Origin of the sequence: Streptomyces anthophorae (genome assembly GCF_049310305.1) — a bacterium.
In the GTDB taxonomy this organism is placed as follows: Bacteria; Actinomycetota; Actinomycetes; order Streptomycetales; family Streptomycetaceae; genus Streptomyces.
Map to the genome: position 1 here is coordinate 2,512,858 of NZ_JBLWQQ010000001.1, position 25,867 is coordinate 2,538,724.

The 25,867-nt window shown below is 67.9% G+C and carries 16 protein-coding genes; 1 reads left to right on the forward strand and 15 read right to left on the reverse strand.

Annotated elements, in window-relative coordinates; translation table 11 throughout:
* Positions 1-15: 15 nt before the first annotated feature.
* The 5 genes from ACNYS0_RS11260 to ACNYS0_RS11280 all read right to left on the reverse strand — a co-directional run bounded on the left by ACNYS0_RS11260 (position 16) and on the right by ACNYS0_RS11280 (position 10,207).
* Entirely contained in the window at positions 16-2,757 is a 2,742-nt protein-coding gene (locus tag ACNYS0_RS11260) for a bifunctional glycosyltransferase/CDP-glycerol:glycerophosphate glycerophosphotransferase (protein WP_422472884.1), read from the reverse strand.
* A 50-nt stretch (positions 2,758-2,807) separates the two neighbouring features.
* Complete coding sequence (locus tag ACNYS0_RS11265) at positions 2,808-4,283, reverse strand: glycosyltransferase family 2 protein (RefSeq protein ID WP_422472886.1); 1,476 nt, start codon at positions 4,281-4,283, stop codon at positions 2,808-2,810.
* Between the two features lie 21 nt (positions 4,284-4,304).
* Complete coding sequence (locus tag ACNYS0_RS11270; RefSeq protein ID WP_422472888.1) at positions 4,305-7,058, reverse strand: glycosyltransferase; 2,754 nt, start codon at positions 7,056-7,058, stop codon at positions 4,305-4,307.
* Positions 7,055-8,722, reverse strand: a complete 1,668-nt coding sequence (locus tag ACNYS0_RS11275) for a stealth family protein (RefSeq protein WP_422482592.1) — start codon at positions 8,720-8,722, stop codon at positions 7,055-7,057. The genes ACNYS0_RS11270 and ACNYS0_RS11275 overlap by 4 nt, the downstream gene beginning before the upstream one ends.
* 444 nt (positions 8,723-9,166) lie before the next feature.
* Positions 9,167-10,207 carry a PLL family lectin gene (locus ACNYS0_RS11280; protein WP_422472890.1) on the reverse strand — a complete coding sequence of 347 codons (1,041 nt, stop codon included), beginning with the start codon at positions 10,205-10,207 and terminating at the stop codon, positions 9,167-9,169.
* 385 nt (positions 10,208-10,592) lie between these two features.
* Here ACNYS0_RS11280 and ACNYS0_RS11285 point away from each other — a divergent pair, with 385 nt between their 5' ends.
* Complete coding sequence (locus tag ACNYS0_RS11285) at positions 10,593-11,687, forward strand: LCP family protein (protein WP_422472891.1); 1,095 nt, start codon at positions 10,593-10,595, stop codon at positions 11,685-11,687.
* Between the two features lie 11 nt (positions 11,688-11,698).
* Here the strand turns inward: ACNYS0_RS11285 and ACNYS0_RS11290 are convergent, their stop codons facing one another.
* From ACNYS0_RS11290 to ngcE, 10 genes are all read right to left on the reverse strand, one after another.
* Positions 11,699-13,192 (reverse strand): glycosyltransferase family 39 protein, encoded by a 1,494-nt coding sequence (locus ACNYS0_RS11290; protein WP_422472892.1) that lies wholly within the window; start codon positions 13,190-13,192, stop codon positions 11,699-11,701.
* 83 nt (positions 13,193-13,275) lie between these two features.
* On the reverse strand, positions 13,276-14,790 hold the full coding sequence (locus ACNYS0_RS11295; RefSeq protein ID WP_422472894.1) for an amino acid permease: 1,515 nt from the start codon (positions 14,788-14,790) through the stop codon (positions 13,276-13,278).
* Between the two features lie 369 nt (positions 14,791-15,159).
* The gene (dxs, locus tag ACNYS0_RS11300) at positions 15,160-17,082 is read right to left on the reverse strand and encodes a 1-deoxy-D-xylulose-5-phosphate synthase (protein WP_422472895.1); all 1,923 of its coding nucleotides are present in this window, start codon (positions 17,080-17,082) and stop codon (positions 15,160-15,162) included.
* A 216-nt stretch (positions 17,083-17,298) separates the two neighbouring features.
* Positions 17,299-18,579 carry a sugar ABC transporter permease gene (locus ACNYS0_RS11305; RefSeq protein ID WP_422472897.1) on the reverse strand — a complete coding sequence of 427 codons (1,281 nt, stop codon included), beginning with the start codon at positions 18,577-18,579 and terminating at the stop codon, positions 17,299-17,301.
* Positions 18,576-19,367 (reverse strand): ATP-binding cassette domain-containing protein, encoded by a 792-nt coding sequence (locus ACNYS0_RS11310; RefSeq protein WP_422472899.1) that lies wholly within the window; start codon positions 19,365-19,367, stop codon positions 18,576-18,578. The genes ACNYS0_RS11305 and ACNYS0_RS11310 overlap by 4 nt, the downstream gene beginning before the upstream one ends.
* A 184-nt stretch (positions 19,368-19,551) precedes the next feature.
* Positions 19,552-20,670 (reverse strand): substrate-binding domain-containing protein, encoded by a 1,119-nt coding sequence (locus ACNYS0_RS11315; protein WP_422472901.1) that lies wholly within the window; start codon positions 20,668-20,670, stop codon positions 19,552-19,554.
* A gap of 121 nt (positions 20,671-20,791) precedes the next feature.
* A complete protein-coding gene (locus ACNYS0_RS11320) occupies positions 20,792-22,003 on the reverse strand; it encodes an ROK family transcriptional regulator (RefSeq protein WP_422410721.1) in 1,212 nt (403 codons plus the stop codon).
* A gap of 196 nt (positions 22,004-22,199) precedes the next feature.
* On the reverse strand, positions 22,200-23,090 hold the full coding sequence (locus ACNYS0_RS11325; RefSeq protein ID WP_422472903.1) for a carbohydrate ABC transporter permease: 891 nt from the start codon (positions 23,088-23,090) through the stop codon (positions 22,200-22,202).
* Positions 23,087-24,148 (reverse strand): carbohydrate ABC transporter permease, encoded by a 1,062-nt coding sequence (locus tag ACNYS0_RS11330; RefSeq protein WP_422472905.1) that lies wholly within the window; start codon positions 24,146-24,148, stop codon positions 23,087-23,089. Before ACNYS0_RS11330 ends, ACNYS0_RS11325 begins: the two co-directional genes overlap by 4 nt.
* Before the next feature lie 7 nt (positions 24,149-24,155).
* Positions 24,156-25,565, reverse strand: a complete 1,410-nt coding sequence (gene ngcE / locus ACNYS0_RS11335) for an N-acetylglucosamine/diacetylchitobiose ABC transporter substrate-binding protein (protein WP_422472907.1) — start codon at positions 25,563-25,565, stop codon at positions 24,156-24,158.
* Positions 25,566-25,867: the final 302 nt, after the last annotated feature.

A 25,867-nucleotide genomic window follows, 5' to 3' on the forward strand; every position in this document is an offset into this window, starting at 1 on the left:
ACGCCCCCGCCCGTCTCACCTTGACGAGGCCGCCAGCTGCGCGATCGCCTTGGTGGCTCGGGCACAGTTGTTGCGGTCTTCGAAGGCGAAGAAGGCGCGCGCCCTGTAGTCGTACTCAGGTTCCCGCCTGCACCCCGTGCTCAAGTAGCGGATCACTTCGTTCACCACTTCGTCGACGGTGCCGCAGACTGGCCCGAACCCGTCGTGTTCCGCCTCGAAGTACCCCTTCCTCGCATGCTTGGCCCAGTACTCGTCCGGGTCGAACCGCGCGTAGACCAACGGCGTGCCGAGGTAGGCCATATCGAAGTGGACCGAGGACCAGTCCGTGATGAACAGGTCGCACTGGCGCAGCGCGGTCTGCACGCTGACCTTCGTCTGGTCCAGGCGCTGGACTCGCGGGTGGTCCGGCACAACGCCGTCAATCATGTTCCGCATCTCGTAGTGCGGGAGGAAATCGAGTACGAAGTCGTAGTACTCGAGCGCCTTCATAAGTCGGGGATCGCGGAGCAGCCGCACCATGAAGTCCCGGTAGGTGGACTCCTGGAAGATCTCCTTGACGGCTTCCTGGTCGGCCCCGTCGCCCTGAAGATACGAGGGGACGGTCAGGTACTTGCGCCAGGTGGGCATCAGCAGGATGCGGCGTCCGCCCCGGTCCGGCTGAAGCGCGTCGAAGCGCGGGAAGCCCAGGGCCTGTGCCTGCTCCCCGTAGTGCATGTGATCCGAGAAGTAGGCGGCCTCCCTGTCACTGGTCGCGAACACCAGGTCCACGCCGGTGCGGTTCCGGTGCAGGGCCTTGCTGCCGTCCTCGTCCGTGACCCCGTGCTGGAGGAAGACCCGGCGGGCGCCCACCCGCCAGTTGAGATGCTTGAGGTACTTCGTGCGGTCCCACTCCTCGGGGAGCATGTACGAGTCGATGTCGTAGGCGTTGATGAGCAACGACGCGTGCAGCAGGAGCAGTTTGTGCTTCCAGGACCCGTGCGCGACCACGTTCCCCAGCCGCTTCAGCTTGGCCCGGTCGGCACTGGCCTTGTCGATGATGTAGTACGCCTTGCGGCGTCTTTCGTGCTTTCGCAGGTACGTGAACAGGTGCAGGCTGTTGTCCTGGGCGGTGTCCGTGCGCTCGCCGATCAGCCAGATCTCCTTGCGGCGGTAGAACCGGAGGGTCATGCGCCGGATGGCCCGGGCGCGCCAGAACGGGGCCTTGCGCTTCTTCTGGTCCGCGTCCAGCCCCTGGAGGAACTCCTCCCAGTCCTTCTCGCCCTTCTTGGCCCGCGCTTCCCGGACCACCAGCACGGCGTTGTCCTTACCCTTCGACAGCGGCAGCACCCACCGGCCCGCGACCGGGATGCCGCGTGCGCCGCGGAGCATCGCGGTCGTGGTCATGCAGGGGCGCGAGACGTCACGGCCGGACGTGCAGAAGACCAGCTTCAGCGGGAACTCCCCGTCGCTCACGGAGCGCATCGGAAGCACCGCCTCGAATCCGCCCCATTCGAGATCGTCCCGGGTGGCCTTCAGGTCGCTGCGCCACACCTGCCGCGCAGGCACCATCTGGCCGCTCTTCTCCGGCCACAGCTGCATGGGGTTGCGCATGGGCCGGCTCATTGGCAGCCCATTGAGCACGAAGCGACCCGCGACGAGGACCCCGTCCCCTTCCGGCGCCGCCTGCACACGTTCCACGTGCACGCTGGTGGAGGAGACCTTCGTCAGGGGAAGCAGCGCGCTGGGCACCGCGAGGTCGAGATACAGGTCCCCACCTCGCCCGTACACCCCGGTGATCTCCTGGCCCGGGCGCGCGAACAGCTCGAACCAGTTCATGTACATCGCCAGGAACGGCACACGGTGGCGGGTGTCGTGGGTGGAGTTGAGGATCGCATCGGGCGTCAGCTGTGTGTAGACGGCGCGGGCGCGCTGGAATAGCTGGAACAGCTCCGCCTCGGGCAGCACTTCCGGTGCGCGCAGCGCGAAGCCCTGGTAACTGCGCACGAGGAAGCGGTTGAGGACTTCCACACGGTGACCGGAGAGCCGGGGACGGAGCGTCAGCAGGTACTCCTCCAGCAGGAGGTGGTCCCAGTAGTTCGCCGTGCGCTCCCAGAGCTTGTCCATCGTGGAGTCCTCCGCGGCGCGCTTGCGGTACTGGTAGACCGTGTGCGGCACCATCGCGATCCGGTCCGCGAGCAACATGGCAGGGACCGAGAAGAACGCGTCCTCGAAGTGCACGCCCTCTCGGAACCGAATATTGTTCGCGCGGATGAACTCGACATCGAAGAGTTTGTGGCAGGCGCTCCCGCCGTGGATCATCTCCGGAATGTTGTCGATTCCGGGATGCACTTGGGTGCTCGACCCGAAATAGCGAAGCCAGGGCCAGCTGGTCTCCTCGGGGAACGTCTCCATGCGCCCGATGGTGAGCGGCACGCCTTCTTTGACCGCGGTGCGCCACATGGTTTCGAGGGCGTCGGGGGGCAGTACGTCGTCCGAGTCGCAGAACGTGATGTAGCGGGCACTGACCAGATCCATTCCCGCGTTCCGCGCCCCGCCGGCCTTTCCTTGCGGATGCACGAATGCCCAGACATTCTGGTATTGCGCGGCGAAAGCAGCGGCGACAGCGGGAGAATCATCGCTGCTGCCGTTGTCGACCAGAATCACCTGGCAGCGGTCGAACATCGTCTGACGGGCCAGTGAGTCCAGGCACTCCTGGAGATATCTCTCCACGTTGAAGATGGGGACGACGACAGCGACGTCGTAGACGGGATCGAACACGCGTGACTCCTGTTTTCTACCGAATACTCCATTTCTGGAGGGGACAGTGATCAGTGCTGGGGGGACTCGACGACGAGTTGGGCGTTTCCGCCGTCGGCCGTGACGCGGGTGAGCCCATGGAAACCGCCGACCGGTGGCTGCTGAAGAAGCGCCGGGGACACAGTGCAGGGGCGCGAGACGTCCCGGCCCCCGGTGCACACCACCAACCGCACCGGGAAGGACCCCGCCGGGAACTCACGCGGGTCGAGGGTGACACTGAAGACGGCACCCGACTCGCCCGGCCGGTCGTGCGCCTGCCCGTGGTTGACCGCCGGGAGAGTCTTGCCGCTGCGCTCGAACCAGACCTGCAGTTCCAGCTTGGTGAGCAGCTCGTCGGGGAGCCCGTTGACCGAGAATCGGCCATGGACGACGGCCGTACCGCTGTCGCCCGCGGAAATCCCCTCGATCCGGGCGGGAACCGCCGTGACCTTGGTGAGCGGCAGCCCCCAGGACGTCCCCGGGTAGTCGACGTACAGGTCGCCCTCCCGGCCGAAGACCGACCCGAGGACGACGGCCGGCCGGTAGAACAGGTCGAAGTCCCCGAAGTGCAGCGCGAGATACGCGATGCGGTGCCTGGTGTCGTGCGTGCTCCGGGCGAACTGTTCCGCGCTGATCCCCCAGTACAGCTGTCGGCAGCGCTCGAAGAGCTGCCGGCAGTCGCTCTCGGAGAGCACGCGCGGGGCCCTCAACAGGAAACCCTGGACGCTGCGGATGAGGAACCGCTCCAGCGTCTCCTGTTGATACGGCGTCAGTCTCTGCCGCATGGCGGCGAGATACTCCAGCATCACCAACTGGTCGACGTAGTTCTGCGGGAGGTCCCAGATGGTGTCCATGACGGAGGTTCCGTCGCCGCGCCTGCGGTACTGGTAGACGGGGGCGTCGACCATCGAGATGCGCTCGGACAGCAGCAGGGCGGGAAGCGAGACGTAGGCGTCCTCGAAGGCGGTCCCGGTGCCGAACCGGATCCCCTGGGAGCGCAGCAGGTCGAGATCGAAAATCTTGTTCCAGCAGGATGCGGAGTGGATCAGATCCGGTATGTCGACGACACTGCCGACTGTCTTCACGTTCTTGCCGAAATACTTGTGCCACGGCGACTTGACCGGCTTCGGGAGGTGCTTCTCCCGTCCCACCACGATCGTCGCCCGGGTCTTGACGATGGTGTCGCGCAGCACCTGGAGGGATCGCTCGGGGACGGTGTCGTCCGCGTCCCAGAAGACGATGTACGGCGTGGTGGCCATATCCATGCCCATGTTGCGGGCATCCCCCGCCCGCCCCTGGGGCTGCGAAAGCAGATCGACATTCGCGTACCGCGCGGCGAACTCACCGGCGATTGCCACCGACTGGTCGCTGCTGCCGTTGTCGACGAGGATCACGTGCGCACGCTCGAAAGCCGTCTGCGCGGCCACCGAGGCCAGAAACTCAGCGAAGTAGTTCTGGACGTCGCGGAACGGAACGACAACGGTCACATCACGATTGGCTTGGGACATGATTCCTCCTGGCACACCACTTCACTGATCGATTCCTCGGACGAGTCGGTCGATCGCTTCAAACGCCCGCTTACTGTTCTGCTGATCCCGGTACTCGAAGAATTTCTCCACCCGCCGCAGATATTCGGGCTCCCTTTCGCACCCGCGCTGCACGTAACCGACCACTTGGTCCACCACCTCGTCGACGGTCTCCCCCACGGGGCCGAACCCGTCGCGGCGGGCATCGAAATACCCCTTCTGGTAGTGGCCGTCCCAGTACTCCGCCGCGTCGAACTGGGCGTAAACCAGGGGCGTGCCGAGATATGCGACGTCGAAGGCCGTGGACGACCAGTCCGTGACGAACAGTTCGCAACGCCGCATGGCGTCCTGCACACTGATCGCTTCCTGGTCGAGGAGCCGGACCCGGTCGTGGTCGGGCGCCATGTCCCCGACCATCGAGCGCATTTCGTAGTGCGGCAGGAACTCCAGGCAGTAGTCGTAGCGGGCCAGCACGTCCAGGAGCCGCGGGTGATTCAGGAACCGGGTCATGAACTCCCGGTAGCCGGAGGCGAGAAAGCGGTCGCGGGCCGCCTTTCGCGCCTCGCGTCCGCCGCCGTCCCGGGCATAGGAGGCGACGGCGAGATAGGCACGCCATGTCGGCATGAAGAGAATGCGCCGTCCGCCCCGTTCGGGTACCAGCGCGTCGAAGCGGGGGAAGCCGACCGCCTCGACCTGCCCCTCATAGCCGAGTTCCTCCGACAGGAACCAGCCTTCGTGCCGGCTCACCGCGAGGATGAGGTCGACGCCCGTGCGGTTGCGGTGCAGGCCCTTGCTGACGTCCTTGTCCGTCACCCCGTGCTGGAGGAACACCCGGCGGGCGCCCACTCGCCAGTTCAGGTGCTTGAGGAAACGGGTCCGGTCCCAGCCGTCCGGCAGCATGTAGGTGTCGATGTCGTAGGCGTTGATCAGCGCGGAGGCGTGCAGCATCAGCAGCTTGTGCTTCCAGGAGCTGTGCGCCACCACGTGCCCGAGTCCCTTCAGGTGGGCACGGTCCGAGGCCCCCTTCCTGATCACGTAGTACGCGCCCCGCCGCTTCTCGATGGTGCGCACGTGCCGGAAGAGGTGGCGGCTGTTGTCCTGGGCGGTGTCGCCCCGCTCTCCGAACAGCCAGATGTCCCGGCCGAGAAGCAACGGCTTGAGCGGCTTGGTGAACAGCCGGAGGAGACGCTGCTTCCAGAAGGGCCGACGGCGCAGGACGTGCTTGGCGTCCTTGGCGATCAACCCGCCGAGGACCGCCCGCCGTCCGGGGCGGCGTGCGGCGCCGAGGACCATGAGGATCGCCCGGTTCTTCCCCTTCCAGTGCGGCACGACGCGGATCCCGCGATGCCGTATGACGCGTGCCCCGCGCAGATAGCCGGCCGCGACCAGGCACGGGGTGACGGTCTGCCCGCTGTCGGTGTCGAGGACGAACTCGAGCGCGTGGACACCGCGGCGCAGCGAGTCGAGGGGCAGGTCCGCGGTGAACCCGCCCCACTCCGTGTCCGGGCGGGTGTTGCGCAGGTCCCTGCGGCGGACCTGCGTGGCAGCGACGCTGAGGCGGCTCCCCCGCACCCGCAGTCCGAGGCGCGCGGGCAGTGGCCTGACCAGCGGCATGCCGCCCACCTCGAAGCGCCCCGAGATCCGCAGCGTCGCGGTCCCCGGTACCCGCCGGACATGTTCCAGGTGCGCGGTAAACGGTGTGGCCTGCGCCAACACGGCCAGACTGGCCGGGAGTTCACCCAGGATGTACGGGCGTCCCTGGCGCACCGACACCTCGTGCAGCCGTGCCGCGCGGTCGGCGAAAAGACCGAAGTCATCGGTGAGAAACGCAAGGTAGGCCACCCGGTGCCGAGCGTCGGCCGTGGCACGGGCGATCACGTCCGGTGCGATGTTCCAGTAGACGGCCCGGCATCGCGCGTAGATCTCCTCCAGCTCCGCACCCTGGAAGAGGTCCGGGGCCCGGAGCGCGAAGCCCTGGTAGCTCCGTGCGAGGAACAGGTCGAGCACGGCGCGCGAGTCCGCCGGGAGTCGTGTCCCCAGGTGGTGCAGGTACTCAACCAGCTGGAGGTGGTCCCAATAGTTCTGCCGTCGCGTCCAGATCGCGTCCATGGTGGAGTCGCCCGCGGCACGCTTGCGGTACCGGTAGACGCAGGCATCGACCAGGGCGAGGCGGGTGGCGAAGACGAGCGCGGGCACGCCGACATAGGCGTCCTCGAAGTGCACCCCCTCCGCAAAGCGGATGCCGTGCGAACGCAGGTAGGCAAGGTCGAAGAGCTTGTTGCAGGCGCTCGCGCTGTGCACCAGCTCGGGCACCTCCGCCACGCCCGCGCAGGTTCGGTCGCCCTTGCCGAAGTGCTCCTTCCAGGCCCAGTTGGTCGCCTTCGGGAAGGTCTCCATCGCGCCGACCACGACCTCAGCACCGGTCGCCAGCGAGGCGTCCAGCATGCGCTCGATGGCGGTGGCCGGCAGGACGTCGTCGGAGTCGCAGAAGGTGATGCGCGCGCTGCTCGCACGGTCCATCCCGAAGTTCCGCGCTGCGCCGGCGCCTCCCCCGGGGCGGACAAGGACCTTCACATTGGCGTACTCGCGCGCGAAGTCCGTGCAGATCCGCAAGGACTCGTCCGTGCTGCCGTTGTCGACGAGCATCACCTCGCAGCGGCCGAACGCCGTCTGCTGCGCGATGGAGTTCAGACACTCCGGGAGGTACTCCTGCACGTTGTAAACGGGCACGACCAGCGTGACGTCATAAGGATTCATGCGTGCCGGGACTCACTCGCGAGGATCTGCTCCGGCTCGGCCTGCCGCTCCAGGACGTGCGCGTGCCCGGCCACTTCGTACGGGCTCGGCACGGGGAAGTAGGCGTCGAGGAATCGCGCCAGCATGCCCCGCTGCGCCACGGGGTCGGCGGCCTCCACCGTGTCGTTGAGACAGAAGGTGTCCATGTCCCGGTTGGCGAGGAGCGTGTTCAGGCGCCGGTCGGCCAGTTCTGCCGAGAGGTCGATGTAGCGGTACTGGATCTCCCCCACGGTGGCCCGCGCCGAGTGGTGGGCGAAGTAGTGGTGCAGCGAGGAGGCGATGGGCACGTCTCCGGTCGAGCGGAAGCGTGAGCGCTGGGTGTCCGAGTGCTCCCGGGGGAAGGTGTCCTCGATCTCCTGGAGCACGCTCCTGCGCAGCGCGTGCGGCGTATGTTTCATCTTCTGGGAGATGGCGACACCGAACTTCTGCGCGATGAGCCAGCGACTGTTCTTGCCGGCGGCGTTGACCGGCAGGTCGGCCAGGGACACGCCACCGCCCGGTATGAGAGCAGGCGAGGTGAAGAACTTGCTGATGCCGTTGGGGTGAAAGAATTGCGCGGGCGTCACCGGCCGCCCGAAGAACACGTCGTCGTTCAGGTAGAGGAAGCACTCGGACAGGCCCCGGATGTGGTGCAACTGACTCTCGATGGCGTGCGAGTTGAACGTGGGCAGCGCCTCGGGATTCGAGAAGATCTCTCGGTGGTCCACCACGCGCAAGTTCGGGTGCCCCTGATGAAGCCAGGAGGGGATCTGCCCGGCGGTCACCAGGTAGATGTTCCGCACCCAGGGCGCATTCTGATGCAACGAGCGCAGGGAGTAGCGCAGTTCGTCGCGGCTGGTGAATCGCGAGTCGTTCGCCGCCTGCTCGTGCAGCGCGGGCCCGTCCAGCCCACCGCGCACACGGTCGCGTGAGGCCCGCCAGACGGGGTCCGAGTCGTCGACCCAGGTGTAGACGACATCAATGGGGAACTGGTGGTCCTCGGGCAGCGGCACCGCGAACTCGGCGAGGGTCTGCGCGTCCCCCGTGTGGTAGGCGGGCGGAATGGTGCTGAAGAGGCTCTGCGGCGCAGACTTGCGGGCGGCCCCCGTCGGAACCGCGTCGATGACCCGATTGGGGCGCGGTGCCCGCAGCTCCCCGTCCCGCTCCGTCCACACCTCGAGGTCGCAGCCCGTGGCCGCGCCGAACACCAACTGCTCCGAAGGGTCGCAGACGTACCAGGCCAGACGCAGCACCCTGTGTTTGCGCAGCTGTCGCCACGACCTTTCGTCGTCGCCGGGCTCCATGCGGGCCTCGTTGCCGCCCGCCGGGCCGACATATCCGGGGGCCTGCTCGAAGGCGAGCTGCAGCATCTCCTCGACCCGGCGTCGGGCGGCCGCGGGGATGGCCACCGCAGGCAGTCCGCTGCTCGTGCCCCGCACGCAGAAGTAGTCCACACCAGCCGCTTCCAGGACGGACACGGTGATACTCAGGTTGCGGGCCCGTGCTGCCCAGTCGGTCGCGCCCTCGACCATCAGCGCGTGCATGTGGCGGCGGCCGACACGGACGACACGGCGGCTGTGCGCGGCGCTGTGCCGGGGCGCCTTGCGCTTGCCGCCCATCGCCCAGACCACCGTGGCGGAACGCATGGAGTCGGCAGCGGTGAGCGAGGACTTCACGACCTTGCGCACGGGGGTGGGTACCCCGCGGACGATGCGCTTCCGAGCCCCCACCGGGACTGTCGACCGGTACGCGGAAATCAGCGCACCGGATTCAGGGTTGTCCGAGCCCCCCACGAACCATCCACCCCCAGCGGCCCGCGCACTCCAGGGAGCGCACACCGCGTCGTGTGTCCCCCTGAACCGCTTGGATCCGCTCTTACTCGTGCAAGGGCCCTTTGCCCGCACATCACGGCGATCACCCACACAACGGGGATCCATGAAACCTTCACATAATCGTTTCTTGGAAGTCCAGACCTGGACACCTGACGATCACTTGCAGTCGCGTGAGAATCACCACGTGACACGCGTACAACCTTTTCAAACCCTGGACTCCCAGGGCGACATGAGGTAAAGGGGCGACTCGCCTCGGGCTCAATTGCCCGGCAGGCGATCCCAGTCGGACAACACGAGTCCGGGCTCCGAACGCTGACGACCCACCAGGACTTCGCCGCCCGCGGCGACCGCCGCCATGACGACGCGCCCCCGCCCGTCCAGCGCGAGCGCGGGGGTTCCTGCGCAGACCACCCCCGTGTCGGTCCACCACAGTCCGGCGGACTCGCCGCCCGTGCCGCAGATGCCGAACACGGCGGTGCCCGTGCGCCCGCGATGGGCGACGACGGTGCAGTCGTAGCCGTCGACACAGGCGCGCAGCACGGCGTGGCCCCCTTCACCAGGAGCGCCACCGAGCGGGAACGCCCATTCGCCGGGCCGCTGCGCGTACATGCCCGTACCGGTCTGCTCGGACCAGTACGCGGTGAAGGTTCCCGGGGCGGTCTCGAGAAGCGCCGCCGAACCAGGCACGGGGGCCGGCCCGAGATCCTGCGCGCGGCGCAGCTCCGCCCCCGGCTCCGGCTGCACCCAGTGCATGATCGACCGGCGCCCGGGCGCGAGGACCTGGACGAGTCCGGCCGAGTTGGCCGCGGCGGCCATCCCACCGGCGACCTCGCCGCCGCGCAGATCCCTCCATGCCTCCCAGGCACCGCTCTTGGACTCTCGACGCAGCAGCACTCCGCCAGGCCCGCCGGAGACGAAGACGTGAACGGTGCCCTGCCCGTCGATGGCCACAGTCGGGTCGCCCAGCGTCGCCGCGCCCTTCGGGTCGCGGTACGGATTTCCCAGAGAGCGCCAGTCGCCGAGCGTGCGACCGGTCTGGTATTGCACGGCATAGAGCAGGTCGGCCTTCGGCGCACCCACCCCTTGCCGCCTCACCCTGCGGCCAACGAAGTGCACGTAGCGGTTGGCACCCTGACCGACAGCGAGCCCGATGAGACCTTCGACCCGGAAGAAGTCCGGGCCGCTCCACCGCCCGCTGCCGACAGCGGCCTCCGTCCAGCGGCGCACCCCGCCCTCGACGAGGGCGAACACGCTGAGGCGGCCGTCGTCCCCCCGGACCAGCCACGAGCCCGTGGCCACGGCTGTCGCGGCCCCCCGCGCAGGGCGAACTTCCGCCTCAACATCGATCGAGGACCGCCGACCCAACGCCTGCGCATCTCTGCCGCGCATGTCTGCCGCCCCTCCCACGCCAGCCCCGGTGTCCACAAGTGGCTCCAGAATTCGCCACATCATATGCACACTTGAACAAGTCGCTGACTGGTCCACCCAACCTGCGGCGACATGCAAGAAGACGCTTCGCCGGGCCCAAGTCGCACGACCAACCGGGCACTTCAGTCATACGAATTTTCGATGACATGTCTATAGTTCGGTGCTACCAAGCGTCAGCCGAGCAGCACCGACCCGGCCCCTCACGGGAGCGGCCTGCTGCTCCTGCCCCTCTGGGCACGAGTTGCGAGGACCCGTCGTGAGCCATGACCTGGGTACACCTGTACCCACATCCCACAGAGCCGAGTCCAGTACACGGCGCAGCCGCAAGGCCCCGAAGAAGAAACGCCGCAAGGGCCGGATCGTGCTCCTCGTGCTGCTGGTCCTCGTCCTCGCCGCAGGCGGCACCGGCTACTGGCTCTACAGCGATCTCAACGGCAACATCGACGGCGTCGACCTCGACAAGGCGATCGGCGGTGACCGGCCCGAGAAGTTGCCGACGTCGGGGCAGAACATCCTGGTCCTCGGCTCCGACTCCCGCGCGGGCGCAAACGCCTCGCTCGGGACCGGCAAGGTCGCCGGGGCCCGGTCCGACACCGCGATGGTGCTGCACATCCCGGAGGGGCGGTCCCGGGCGACCGCCGTGAGCATTCCGCGCGACACCCTCGTGACCCGGCCCGGGTGCACCAAGGCGGACGGGACGAAGACTCCGTCGGCGGACCGCGTGATGTTCAACTCCGTGTACTCGCTCGCCGGTCCGGCCTGTGTCGTGAAGACCGTCGAGGCGATGTCGGGCGTGCGCATGGACCACTTCGTGGAGATCGACTTCGCCGGGTTCAAGGGCCTCGTTGACGCCATCGGCGGGGTGAACGTCACGGTCGACAAGCCCATCCACGACAAGTCCAGCGGACTCGACCTCGAAGCGGGTACGCACAAGCTGGACGGCACCCAGTCGTTGGCCTTCGTGCGGACCCGGCACGGCGTCGGCGACGGTTCCGACCTCGGGCGCATCGGGTTGCAGCAGCAGTTCATGATCGCGCTGTTGAGCGAGATCAAGCAGCAGGACCTGCTCGGCAGCCCCACCAAGACGTACAAGATCGCGGACAGCCTCACCGCCTCGCTCACGACCGACGACGGGCTCGCCTCGCTCACCAAGCTCGCCACGTTCGGGCGGAGCATGCGGGGCGTCGACCCGGCGAGCATGGAGACGATCATGCTTCCGGTCGCGTACGACAAGACCGACCCCAACCGTGTCGTGGCCGCGCAGCCGCAGGCCGACACGTTGTGGAAGGCCCTCCGCGGCGACCGCGAGATCCCCGAGTCGGCGAAGAAGTCCCCGGCACAGGGCGGCTGACCGGCGGCCGGCTACGCCCGGCCCCGGCCCGTGTGGACGCGTTCGTAGACCACGGCCCCGTCCACACGGGCCACTTCGCGATACCCCTCCAGGATGCGTCTCAGCGACCCCACCCGTCCCGGCCCGTACGCCTCCCCCCGCGAATCGTCGACGATCACCGCCGGGGGCCGGTGCCGGACCTCCGTGCGGAATGTGGGCCAGCCGCCAGGGACCCCGTACCGCTCCCCCACCTTGCCCCCGTCCCGGCCCCCGCTGTAGTTCGTCAGGAGGCCCGCCGTCAGGAAGCGGGTTGCCGGGGTGCGGTGGGAGAGCCAGTACGTTTCCGGGTGCATGCCCCAGACCAGGACCCGGTCGGTCGGGGAGGAGCGTTCGCGCAGGGTCGCGGCCACCCGCTCCGCGTGGGTCAGTTCGGTGTGGGGTGCCAGCAGGCCCCAGGAGAGGAACAGGGTGCCGCAGCAGGCCGTGGCGAGGAGGGAGCGACGCAGGTGCTCGCGCGGGAGGATGTGGAGCGCCAGCGTGCCCAACAGGGCCAGGGGCGGGACCAGTTGGAGGTAGTAGTGGCCGAAGAAGTGGAAGCCGGTGGCGACCGCCACGGACGATGACGCGAGCCACAGCCACAGGTCGCCGCAGCCCGTCCGCGCGATCCTCAGCACGCGGACGATCGGCGGGAGTACGCCCGCGCAGGCCACCGACAGGAGCGCCGCGTTCGTCAACCCCCGTAGCAGGACGTGGAGTTCGGAGCCGGTGATCGAGGCGTACGCGCCCGAGCCCGTCACCGTCCAGAAGAGGAAGCCCGTGGGGTTCGTGGCCAGGGCGGCCGCCGCGACGGGCGCGAGTGCCCCAACACCGCACCGCAGCACGCCACTTCGCGACCAACCCGCCCGCCACAGCATCCACACCGCCGGCACCAGCACCGCTCCCCCGGTCTGCTTCGTGAGGAACGCGCCCGCGATCGCGATCCCGCACCAGCCCCATCTGCGGCGGTCCGCGCACCACAGCGCCGCCGCCGTCCACGGCAGCATGAAGACCTCGAAGGTCGCGGCCTGCGTGTCCTCCGGGTTGAGGCCGATGGACAGCACGACGTACAGGACGCCTGCCGTGGCGCCCGCCGTGTCGCCCCAGCGACGGCGGGCCAGCGAGGCCAGGAAGAGCGCCGTCGCCACGTGCGCCGCCACCGCGCACACCCGCACCGGCGCGAGCGAGTCCGAGCCGAAGAGCGCGAACACCGCCTCGTAGAGCCAGGGGACGAGTGGGGGCTTGCGGTCGACGACCGTCTCGTAGAGCGTGCCGCCGTGCGCCAGTATCCGCGCCTGGACGGCGAGATAGCCCTCGTCCGGGTTCCAGAGCGGGCGGGTGAAGGACGGGATGCGGGTGGCGCAGGCCAGGGCGGTGAGAGTGAGGAGCAGGCGGGGCCAGTAGTGAGGGGTGCGGGCGCGGCCGCGCCTTGAGGGGCCGTCGCGGTCTTCGGCTACGTACGGTCGTGACGGGCGCGCCTCGGTGAGCATGGGCGCCAAACTATCCGCCCCCGTATGTCCTATTTAGGGACGACATACGGGGGCAGTGGCTTCGATGGCGGTTCCTCCGGTGATTACCGTGCGTCGCCCCGCGCCGCGCGGCTGTGGCGGCGGCCGTAGACGAAGTAGATCACCACGCCCACCACCATCCACACCGCGAACCGCAGCCACGTCTCCACCGACAGGTTCAGCATCAGCCACACCGAGCACGCCACCGAGGCGATGGGCAGGAACGGCACCCACGGGGCCTTGAAGGCGCGCGGGAGGTCGGGGCGGGTGCGGCGCAGGATGAGGACGCCGAGGGCCACCACGACGAAGGCGAACAGGGTGCCGATGTTGACCAGCTTGGAGAGTTCCTCCAGGGAGATGAAGCCTGCCACCAGGGCCGTCAGGAGGCCCAGGATGATCGTCGAGCGGTACGGCGTGCGGAACTTGGGGTGCACCGCGCTGAACACCGGGGGCAGCAGTCCGTCGCGGCTCATCGCGAAGAAGACGCGGCTCTGGCCGAGGAGCAGGATCATGCAGACGGTCGTCAGGCCGATCACCGCGCCGAACGAGATCAGGCCCGCCCAGAACGGGTGCCCGACCGACTTGAACGCCTCCGCGAGCGGGGCGCCCGGGTCCAGGTCCTTGTAGTTCTGCATGCCGGTGACGACCGCGGCCACGGCCACGTACAGGACCGTGCAGATGGCGAGGGAGCCGAGGATGCCGCGCGGGACGTCCTTCTGCGGATTGCGGGTCTCCTCGGCCGCGGTCGCCACGACGTCGAAGCCGATGAACGCGAAGAAGACGACGGCCGCGGCGGTGAAGATGCCCATCACGCCGAAGCTGGAGGGCGTGAAGCCGGCGATGCCTTCGAGGAGCGTGGCGCTCAGTCCCGAGCCGCTCTTGTTGTCCTGGGCGGGCGGGATGTACGGGGTGTAGTTGCTGGTCTTGATGAAGAAGGCGCCGACCGCGATCACGATCAGGACCACCGTGACCTTGATGGCCACGACCACCGACGTCACCCAGGCGGACAGCCTCATGCCGATCACGACGACCGTCATCACGGCGATCACCAGCAGGAACGCGGCGATGTTGAAGCTGAAGCCGTCGCCCGAGCCCGGGCCCTGGAGCCCCGCCGGGAGCGGGATGCCCCAGCTGTCCAGCAGGGACTGCACGTAGCCGGACCAGCCGACCGCGACCGTCGCGCAGCCGAGGGCCAGTTCGAGGATCAGGTCCCAGCCGATGATCCACGCCGGGAATTCGCCGAGCGAGGCGAAGGCGAAGGTGTACGCCGATCCGGCGACCGGGACGGTCGAGGCGAACTCCGCGTAGCAGAGCGCCGCGAGGGCGCAGACCACCGCGGCGACGACGAAGGCGATGGTCACGGCCGGGCCCGCGTAGTCCGTGGCGGCCGTGCCGGTGATGACGAAGATGCCCGAGCCGATGACGACGCCGACGCCGAAGACGGTGAGGTCGAGGGCGGAGAGGGTCTTCTTGAGCTGGTGCTCGGGTTCCTCGGTGTCCTGGATGGACTGCTCGATGGACTTGGTCCGGAACAGGCCGTTGCGGCTCCGCTCCGGGCCCGTGTCTGGCGTGGTGCTCACCGGCTACCTCCGTAGGCTTCTTCGTCCCATGATCGAGACGAGTGGCCTCCGGCGCGCGGGTGAATCCTCCCCGTTCATACGAATGGGGCGGCCCGGCCCCCCAGAAGGGGGTACCGGGCCGCCCCAATCAAGCCCCTGCGGCGATTGAGCAGCGGGGTCCGGGGCGGAGCCCCGAGTCCTCGGCCCCGGACGGGGTTACGGCCGCGGGGCTCTGCCCCGGACCCCGCGCCTCAATCGCCGGCGGGGCTTGATTTACCGAGCCCCACCGCACAGCGAGGCTTGATTTACCGAGCCCCACCGCACAGCGGGGCTTGATTGGCCCAGCCGCTCGGCGGGGATTGAAATGGCCGGTCACCCCGCAGGGGGGTGTCAGTCCCGCGCCGGTTCCACCGTGGCCGACGGAGTCTCCTCGTAGCGGCCGTCCAGCTTGGAGACGAGGCCCGTGACCTGGCGCGCGATGTCCGGGGCCGTGAGGCCGATCTCGGCCATGATCTCCTTGCGGGAGGCGTGCTCCAGGAAGCGCGGCGGGATGCCGAAGTCGCGCAGCGGGACGTCGACGCCCGCGTCGCGCAGCGCCTGCGCGATGGACGAACCGACGCCGCCCACGCGGGAGTTGTCCTCGACCGTGACGACCACGCGGTGGCGCTCGGCCAGCGGGGCCATCGCCTCGTCGACCGGCTTGACCCAGCGGGGGTCGACGACCGTCGTCGTGATGCCCTGCTTGTCGAGGAGGTCGGCGATCTCCAGGCACATGGGGGCGAGGGCGCCCACGGACACCAACAACACGTCCGGCTTGTCGGACTTCGGCTTGCGCAGGACGTCCATGCCGCCCACCTTGCCGACCGACTCGACGGCGGGGCCGACCGCGCCCTTGGAGTAGCGGACGACGGTCGGGGCGTCGTCGACCTGGACCGCCTCGCGCAGCTGCGCGCGGACCTGGTCGGCGTCGCGCGGCGCGGCGATCCGGACGCCGGGGACGACCTGGAGGAGGGACATGTCCCACATGCCGTTGTGCGAGGCGCCGTCGGTGCCGGTGATGCCCGCCCGGTCCAGGACGAAGGTGACCCCGCACTTGTGCAGGGCGACGTCCATCAGGAGCTGGTCGAAGGCGCGGTTGAGGAACGTCGCGTAGACCGCGAAGACCGGGTGCAGGCCGCCCTGGGCGAGGCCCGCCGCGCTGGTCGCCGCGTGCTGCTCGGCGATGCCGACGTCGTAGACCCGCTCGGGGAACTCCTCGGCGAACTTCTTCAGGCCGACCGGCTGGAGCATCGCGGCGGTGATCGCCACGATGTCCTCGCGCTCGCGGCCCAGCTTGACCATCTCGTCGCCGAAGACGGAGGTCCAGTCGGCGCCGGAGGCCTTGATCGGCAGGCCCGTGTCGGGGTGGATGGGGCCGATGCCGTGGAAGCGGTCGGCCTCGTCCTGGAGGGCGGGCTTGTAGCCGCGGCCCTTCTCGGTGAGGCAGTGCACGATGACCGGGCCGCCGAAGCGCTTGGCGCGGGTGAGCGCGGACTCCAGGGCCTCGATGTCGTGGCCGTCGATGGGGCCGACGTACTTCAGGCCCAGGTCCTCGAACATGCCCTGCGGGGCGATGAAGTCCTTGAGGCCCTTCTTGGCGCCGTGCAGCGTCTCGTAGAGCGGCTTGCCGACGACGGGGGTGCGCTCCAGGAGGTCCTTGCCGCGGGCCAGGAAGCGCTCGTAGCCGTCCGTGGTGCGCAGGGTCGCCAGGTGGTTCGCGAGGCCGCCGATCGTGGGCGCGTAGCTGCGCTCGTTGTCGTTGACCACGATGACGAGGGGGCGGTCCTTGGCCGCGGCGATGTTGTTCAGCGCCTCCCAGGCCATGCCGCCGGTGAGGGCGCCGTCGCCGATCACCGCGACGACGTGGTCGTCGCGGTCCTGGATCTCGTTCGCCTTCGCCAGGCCGTCGGCCCAGCCGAGGACGGTGGAGGCGTGGCTGTTCTCGATCACGTCGTGCTCGGACTCGGCCTGCGAGGGGTAGCCGGACAGGCCGCCCTTCTGCTTCAGCTTGGCGAAGTCCTGGCGGCCGGTGAGCAGCTTGTGCACGTAGGACTGGTGGCCGGTGTCCCACAGGACCTTGTCCTGGGGGGACTCGAAGACGCGGTGCAGGGCGATCGTCAGCTCGACGACGCCCAGGTTCGGGCCGAGGTGGCCGCCGGTCTTGGAGACCGCGTCGACGAGAAAGGTCCGGATCTCGCCTGCCAGCTGGTCCAGCTGCTCCAGGCTGAGCCGGTCCAGATCGCGCGGTCCCGTGATGCGGGTCAGCAGCGGCACCCGTGCCTCCTTGCGATAGAGCTGTGAGTAGCTGGTTGAGCTGTCGAGCTTGCCGGGCCTGTCGATTCTAATGTTCCGTCACTCGCGACGGCGTGCGGGCCGTGCGTTCCTCGTCACGCCCTCGTCACGAAACAGAACCAGGCGCACGGCCCGTACGCAGGACTGTGCCCGGCGTCACCATTGACGCCGGGCACAGTCGGTCCAGGCCAGAAGGGGTCAGGCGCGGCCGGCCGTCTTCTGGGTCTTACGGGTGATCGAGTCGATGACGACCGTGGCGAGGAGCACGCCGCCGGTGATCATGTACTGGATCGGGGTGGCGATGCCCTCCAGGGCGAGGCCGTACTGGATCGACGTGATCACCAGCACACCGAGCAGGGCGTTCCAAGTGCGGCCCCGGCCACCGAAGAGGCTGGTGCCGCCGATGACGGCCGCGGCGATGACGTTCATCAGAAGGTCGCCGGCGCCGGCGCTCTGGTTGGCCGCCGCGATCTTGGAGGCCCAGAAGAGGCCGCCGACCGCCGCGAACAGGCCCGCGAGGGAGAAGACCGAGATCCGGATCGCCGTGACGTTGATGCCGGCACGCCGGGAGGCCTCGACGCTGCCGCCGAGCGCGTTGACCTTGCGGCCGTACGAGGTGCGGCGCAGCAGGAAGTCGGTGCCGACGAGGACGATGCCGAACAGCAGCACCGCGAGCGGCAGGCCCTTGTACTGGTTGAAGATGATCGCGACGCCGAAGAGGGCGATCGCGAGCAGCACCGTGCGCAGCACGATGTCGCTGAGCGGCCGGGACGGGATCCCGGCGGCCTCGCGGCGCCTGTTGCCGAGGAAGGTCGGCACGAAGTAGCCGAGGACCGCGATGACGGCGAGGCCGTAGGCGGCGGCGACGTCCGAGAAGTAGTACGTGGTGAGCTTGCCGACCACGCCGTCGCCGTCGATGTTGATGGTGCCGTTGGAGCCCAGGATCTGGAGCATGAAGCCGTTCCAGAACAGCAGGCCCGCCAGGGTGACGGCGAACGCGGGGGCGCCGAGCCGGGCGAAGAAGAAGCCGTGCAGGGCGCCGATGAGCGCGCCCGCGGCGAGCGAGATGAGGACGGCGAGCCACTCGTTCATCCCGTGCGTGACGCTCAGCACCGCGGTGATCGCCGAGGAGACACCGGAGACGGAGCCGACCGACAGGTCGATCTCGCCGAGCATCAGCACGAAGACGATGCCGACCGACATCATTCCGGTCGCGACCATCGCCACGAAGATGTTGTTGAGGTTCTCCGCACCCAGGAACGCGGAGTTCAGGCTCTGGAAGATCGCGCCGATGACGATCAGGCCGATGACGACCGGGATGGCACCCAGGTCACCGCCCTTGACCTTGCGCTTGAACTCGCTGATGTAGCCCGCGAAGCCCTGCTCTCGCACGAGGAGGCGGGGGTCGACGGCGGTCACGGCGGCACCGGCGGCGACGCCCGGTTCGTCCACGGGGGCCTTGGTCTTGTCGATGCTCACTTCTGAGCCCCCCCGTTCGCGCGCGCCGCACGTCGGGTCACGGCGTTGTCCGTGGCGCCGGTGATGGCGGAGATGATCTCTTCCTGGGACGTGTTCTTGACCTCGAACACGCCGTTGTTGCGGCCGAGCCGGAGCACGCCGACCTTGTCGGCGACGGCCTTCACGTCGGCCATGTTGTGGCTGATGAGGATGACCGCGTGACCGCGCTCGCGCAGCCGCTCGACGAGGTCGAGGACCTGGGCGGTCTGCTCGACGCCGAGGGCGGCGGTCGGCTCGTCGAGGATCACCAGCTTGGGCTCGCCGAGCATGGAGCGGGCGATGGCCACGACCTGGCGCTGACCGCCGGAGAGCGAGGCGACCGGGATCCGCACGCTGGGTATCCGGATCGACAGGGTCTCGAGCAGCTCGCGGGAGCGGCGCTCCATCTCGACCTCGTCGAGGATGCCGCGCTTCTTGATCTCGCGGCCCAGGAACAGGTTGCCGACGACATCGATGTTGTCGCACAGCGAGAGGTCCTGGTAGACGGTCGCGATGCCCAGGTCCTGGGCATCGTGCGGCCGGTTGACCGCGACGGCCTTGCCTTCCCATTCGATGACACCGTCATCGATGGGGTGCACGCCGGCGATCGTCTTGACCAGGGTGGACTTTCCGGCACCGTTGTCGCCGACCAGGGCGACCACCTCACCGGCGTGGACTTCAAGCTCTACGTCGGTGAGCGCCTGCACGGCACCGAATCGCTTGGAGACCCCGCGCAACGCCAGCACGGGCGTAGCGGACACGTGAACCATCTCCTTCACCGCCAAGGCCTGACCCGGCGGGAGGTTGAACTCAGAAGAATGAGGGGGGTGTTGGTGTTCCGTCCGGCGCCCGGCCGTTGAGCTTGCGGGGCTGTTGGCGGCGGGGCGCCGGACGTGCATCAGGGGCCCGTCAGGGCCGCAGGGGAGGCGACTGCGCGCTCCCGGTTCACTCGGGTTACTTCAGGCCGATCTTGTCGCAGGCCTTCTTGTACTTGGCCGTGCAGATGTCGTTGACCGTGTAGTAACCCTCCTTGATGACCGTGTCCTTGATGTTGTCCTGCGTCAGGGAGACGATCGGGACGATCACGGAGGGGATGCCCTTCTCGGTGCCGCTGTCGACCTTGGTGGTCTGGAGCGAGCTGTCGATCTTGCCCGTCTTGGCGATCGAGACGGCCATCTTGGCGACGGTCTCGGCCTCCTGCGGGTACGACTTGAAGACCGACATGTACTGGTCGCCGGTCACGATGCGCTGCACACCGGCGAGCTCGGCGTCCTGGCCGGTGACCGGGGGAAGCTTGGTGACGCCCGCGCCCTTGAGCGCGGTGATGATGCCGCCCGCGAGGCCGTCGTTGGCGGAGTAGACGCCGACGATCTTGTCCTTGCCGAGGGCGGAGATGGCGCCCTCCATGTTGGCGTTGGCGTTCTCCGCCTTCCACTCCTTGGTGTCGTACGACTTGGCGATCTTCACCTTGCCGTCGAGGACGGAGTGCGCGCCGCGCTTGAAGTCGGCGGCGTTCGGGTCCGTGGCGGCCCCGTTCATCATCACGATCTCGTTGCTCGGCTTGGCCTTGTCGCCCAGGGCCTTCAGGAGCGCCTTGCCCTGCTCCTTGCCGACCTCCTCGTTGTCGAAGGAGGTGTACGCGGAGATCGGGCCCTCGGCCAGGCGGTCGTAGGCGACGACGGGGATGTCCGCCTCCTTGGCCTTCTTCACGCCCCCGGCGACGGCCTTGGAGTCGACCGAGTCGAGGATCAGCACGTCCACCTTGTTGGTGATCATCGTGTCGATCTGCTGCGACTGGACGGAAGCGTCCTGCTTGGCGTTGAGGTACTGGACCGTGCCCTTGCCATTCGTCAGCTTCTTGACCTGCTGCTCGATGATGGGCTTGTCGAACTTCTCGTAACGCGCCGTCTGGTTCTCCGGAAGGAGCAGACCTATCTTCAGCGCGTCGGTCTTCTTTCCGGCGGTCTTGTCGCCCTCGCCCTTGGACTCCTTGGCGCTGCCACAGGCGGCGAGGGACACGGCCATGGCGGTGGCACAGAACGCAACGGCGGCACGACGCATACGCGTGTTCACTTCAGAAACCTCCCTGACGAGGCCGCGTCGTTGCGGCCGAGGTGGCTGGAAGTCAACTCGGCCGCAACCGCAGCGTCAAGGAGTAAATCCTTAACGGGTTGGCAACGGTGTCATGCGTTCTCTAAGTGAAGGCAGGTGTGGCTGCGGGCACAGACCCTGCACCGGAACCGTCCAAAAGCATCGAATCGCCCATCTCGCTGAGCGCGAGGGCCAGCGCCCCGAGCACCTCCGCGCGGCCGCCCAAGGCCCCTGGGAGGACCGAGAGTTGGCGCCCGGCGCTGGGGATCGCGTAGCGCCCCACGGACTCCCTGATGGGCCCCAGGACCAGCTCACCGGCCTCCGCCAGATCGCCGCCCAGGACGACCCGGCTGGGGTTGAGCAGGTTGCACAGGTTCGCGACGCCGGAGCCGATGTGCCGGCCCACGTCCGCGACCACGCGACGGCAGCCGGGGTCCCCGTCGCGCGCGAGCCGCACGACCTTCTCCATCGTGAGGTCGGTGCCGTGGCTGGACTGGAGGAGCGGCAGCACGTACCGGGCCGCGGTGAAGGTCTCCAGGCAGCCGCGGTTGCCGCAGCGGCACACGGGACCCGACTCGTCGAGCGTGATGTGCCCGATCTCCCCCGCCGTGCCGCCGGGCCCGCGGTAGATCTTCCCGCTGATCACGAGGCCCGCGCCGACACCGCTGGCCACCTTGATGTACGCGAGGTCCTTCACGCCCCGGCCGCTGCCCCACACCAGCTCGCCGAGCGCGCCGAGGTTGGCGTCGTTGTCGACGTGCACGGGGACGCCCAGGCGCCGGGCCAGCTCCTCGGCGGGCTTGGTGCCGGACCAGCCCGGCAGGATCGAGGTGGAGCCCAGCGTGCCGCTCTCCACGTCGATGGGGCCCGGCACGCCGAGCCCGACGCCCGCGACCTTCGCCCGGTCCACGCCGGTGGCCACGATGAGGCGCTCGACCAGCTCTTCCGCCCGGTCGAAGCCCTGCGCGGCGGACGCGTCCACGTCGAGCGGCTCGGACTCCTCGGCGAGCACCTGGTGGGCGAGGTTGCCGACGGCGACGCGCAGGTGGGTGTGGCCGAAGTCGACGCCGATCACGATGCCGGCGTCGCCGCTCAGCGAGACGCTGCGGGCCCTGCGGCCACCGGCGGACGTGGGCGTGACCTCGACCGTTCCGCCGTCCTTGAGCTCGCGGACGATATTGGAGACCGTCGCGGCCGACAGGCCCGTCGCCCTCGCGATCTCCGCCTGCGTGAGCGACCCGGCAAGGCGTACGGCACGCACGACCCGCTCGAGATTGGCCCGGTGCAGCGAGGACTGCGACCCCGGAGTCTCCATTGACCCACCCTTAGTCCCTTGGCCCACGTCACCCTATGTGACCAGACCTTGTACAAGTTATGAACTCCAAGCTCCGCTGAAGGTGTCTCCGGCGTCAAGCCCTTGACGGAGATCGGTTCTTCCCGACGCCCGCAGGGGTCGGGCCCCGGAGAGCGGTCTCTCCGGGGCCCGACCCCTGTCGCGCGACGGATGAACCTCAGCGGAAGGTGCCCTGCGACACCGATCCCGCGATCCGGCGCTGGAAGATGATGTATACGACCAGTACAGGCACGACCGTGACCACGATCGCCGCGAACAGCGCGCCGTAGTCGATGTCGTACACCTGCGAAGAGGCGTAGGCGGCCATCCCCTGGGTCAGCACCCACTTGTCCTGGTCGGTGTTGAGCGCCACCGGCAGCAGGAACTGATTCCACAGCCCCAGGAAGTTGAAGATCGCCACCGCGGCCATGCCCGGAGTGGCCATCGGCAGCATCACCTGGAAGAACGCCCGCCAGTCCCCGGCTCCGTCGATCAGCGCGGCCTCGTACACGTCGTGCGGCAGCGACCGGAAGAACGAGTAGAGGAAGAACACCGTGAACGGCAGCGCGAACGCGACGTAGGTGAGGATCAGTCCCGGCCGGGTGTTCAGCAGCCCGAAGTTCTGGAGCTGGAAGAACAGGGGCACGATCGCCAGGAAGACCGGGAAGGTCAGCCCGGCCAGCATCAGGTAATAGATCGCCCGGCGTCCCGGGAATTCGAACCGGGCCAGAATGTAGGCACACATCGAGCCCAGCAACATCACCAGGACCAGTGCGGAGACCACGACGATCACCGAGTTCAGGAAGAACTTCCCGATGTTCGCGTCGGTCCACGCGTTCACATAGTTCTCGACCCGCCAGTGCGTCGGCAGATCGAACGGTGACGACAGGATCTCGCCGGTCGACTTGAACGACGACAGGACCACCCACAGCATGGGCACGATCACGATCACGGACCACAGGATCAGCAAGCCGTGCGAGAGCACCGCGAACCTGCGGTCGCTGCTCACGACCGCTCTCGTCAGCTTCCGGTCGCTCGTCACCTTGCGGTCGGCGGCTACGGCGCTCACAGGGCACCTCCCTTGGCTCCGGAACGCCGGGCCTTCAGTCCACGCATTTTCGCTTTGCCCTCGTTCTCGCCGCCGCCGGTCAGGCGGTTGACGGTGAACACGAGCGCCGCGAACACGAGGGTGACGACGGCGAGGACGACGCCCATCGCGGTGGCGACGCCGAACTGCTGCTTGGTGAAGGCCATGTGGTACAGCCGCTGACTGATCGTCAGGGTCGAGTTGTTCGGGCCGCCGTTCGGCAACATCGCCTGTACGTAGACGAACGCGTCGAGCGCGGCGATGCCCAGGTAGATGTACGCCGTCTGCACGCTGTCCCGGATCGCGGGCAGCGTGACCGCGATCGTCATCCGGAACCGGCCGGCCCCGTCGATCCTGGCCGCCTCGTACAGCTCGGCGGGGACTCCCTTGATCGCGGCGATGAAGAGCACTGCGTAGAACCCGACGAGCCCCCAGACGAAGACGAACATCAGGGCCGGCATCGCGGTCGAGGTCTCGCCCAGCCAGGCGAATTCCTTGAAGCCGTCGAGGCCGAGCGAGGTGAGGATGCCGTTGACCAGACCGGCGTTCGGGTCGAACATCTGGGCCCAGATCAGGCCGACGATGATCGCCGGCACGACGTAGGGGAAGAACGAGACGATCCGGTAGAAGGAGGCGGACCCGATCCCCCTCACGGGGCCGATGCTGGGCCCGCCGAGGGTGATGGCCACCGCGACCCCGAGGGCGAGCGTCAGCGTGATCAACGGTACGAAGGCGGCCAGCAGCGCGACGTTGGTCAACGCCTTCAGGAAGATGTCGTCCTGGAAGATCTTGACGAAGTTGTCGAGCCCGACGAAGTCGTAATCCGGGCTGAAACCACGCCAGTTCGTCATGCCCCAGAAGATCGCCTGGGCGAACGGGTACAGGACGAAGAGCACGAAGACGGCCAGCGGGAGGCCGAGGAACGCGAGGAAGAACGTCACCCGGTCGAACGTGAGCTTGCGGCGTCGGGGACGCCCGCCGCGAGCGGCCGGCGCGGGCCGGTCGCTCGCGGCTGCGGATTTGGAGATCGTTTCACTCATGGCCGTCTTACTTGATCTTGATCTTGTCGACGGAGTCGTCGTCCCGGACCTTGTCGGAGATCTTTTGCAGAGCCTTCGTCAGGCCCGCGCGGTCGAGGTCTCCGGAGAGGAACGAGTTCCACGGCACCAACTGGTCGGTGTTCATGCCGTAGGCCTCGACGAACCTGCGCATGTCGTAGATGTTGTCGCCCGCGGCGTCGAGCAACTTCGTCTGGGAGACCAACGCCGACGATCCGAAGCCGTCGGCGGGCACGGTGCCCTTGACGACCGTCGGGGCCAGCTTCGTCTTCGAGAAGTTGGCGGCCGCCTTGGCGGACAGCATCGCCCGCAGGACTTCCTTGCCGCCGGCCGGGTTCTTGCCCTGCTTGGGCACGATGAACGGCTCGCCCGAGGCCGCGTGCAGCGTCTCGTAGGGCAGCTTCGGCTTGTCCGTGAGCGTCATCTCCGGGAAGCCGGTCATCTGGAAGTCCTTCTTGGTGGCGTCCTTCATCTCGTTCTCGATCCAGCCACCGGACGGGTAGAGCAGCGCCTTCTGATCGTTGCTCCAGATCGCCTGCGCCTTCTGGAACTGGGTGCCGGAGCCACCGGGGACGAACATCTTCTCCTTGATCATGGTCTCCATGACCTTGAGGACACCCTGGATGGCCGGGTGGGACCAGGCGTTCTTCTCCAGGTTCCCCAGGGCGAGCCGGACCTCGTCGCCGCCCTCCTTGATCGACGAAGCGAACAGCATCGTCTGGTAGTACGTGGCGGCTTCCTTGCCGTGGACGAAGAGGTACTTGCCCTTCTTCTTCGCCTTCTGGCCGAGGTCGAGCGCCTCGTCCCAGGTCTTCGGCGGGGTCCAGTTGTTCTCCTCGAACAGCGTCTTCGAGTACCAGACGCCGTACACCGTCATCACGTAGCGCAGCGCGACGAACTTGTCGTTGTACGTCCCGGGGTCCTTGACGCCGGGGTAGACGATGTCGGCGATCTTCTTGCCTTCGTAGGTCTTGGCCTCGAAGAGGTCGTCGAGCTCCTCCAGTTGGTCGAGAATGCCGAGGAACCCGATCTGGTCCTCACCGGAGTTGTCGATGAGGTCCGGCGGGTTGCCGCCGACGAACCGCGGCTGGAGCTCCGGAGCAATGTCGACGACCGGCTTGACCTGGACCTTCGTGCCGGCTATCTGAGTACCGATGACCTTGTTGACGTACTCGACGTAGTCGGTCCCGTAACCGCCGTCGAAGATGGCCGCCTCGACCTTGGAGTTCTTGGCGACACCGAACGGGTTCTTTTCGCTGCCCTTGTTCTTCGCGCCGCCGTCGTTGCTGTCGTCGCTGGAAGGGGAGCCGCACGCAACGGCGAATGAACCCATGGCTGCGGTCGCGATCGCCCCGCGCAGGAGCGTCCGCCTGTCGAGAGAGCCGGCACGAATGGTCATCTCTGCATCCTCACTGATCGATTGGATCTCTACCGGTTTGCTGCATCACCGATGGTGATCAGCTGAGCGATGTCGGAAAAGGCCTGTCCCGAGGTGGATCCCATGCTCAAGTCCTCGCCTTCTCCAGGACTCAGGCGGTGAACCGGATCCTCCCCGGCACCGCGGTGATGTGCTGCGTAACGCAGGTGGAGCTGGGTGGTGCCCGCCCGGATCGAGAACAGGCCGGGGCGGTGGCGACAGGTATAGTCCACTCCCTGTGAGGGGGGCAAGATCGAATGCAGGTTTGGGTATCGGTCTTTTCC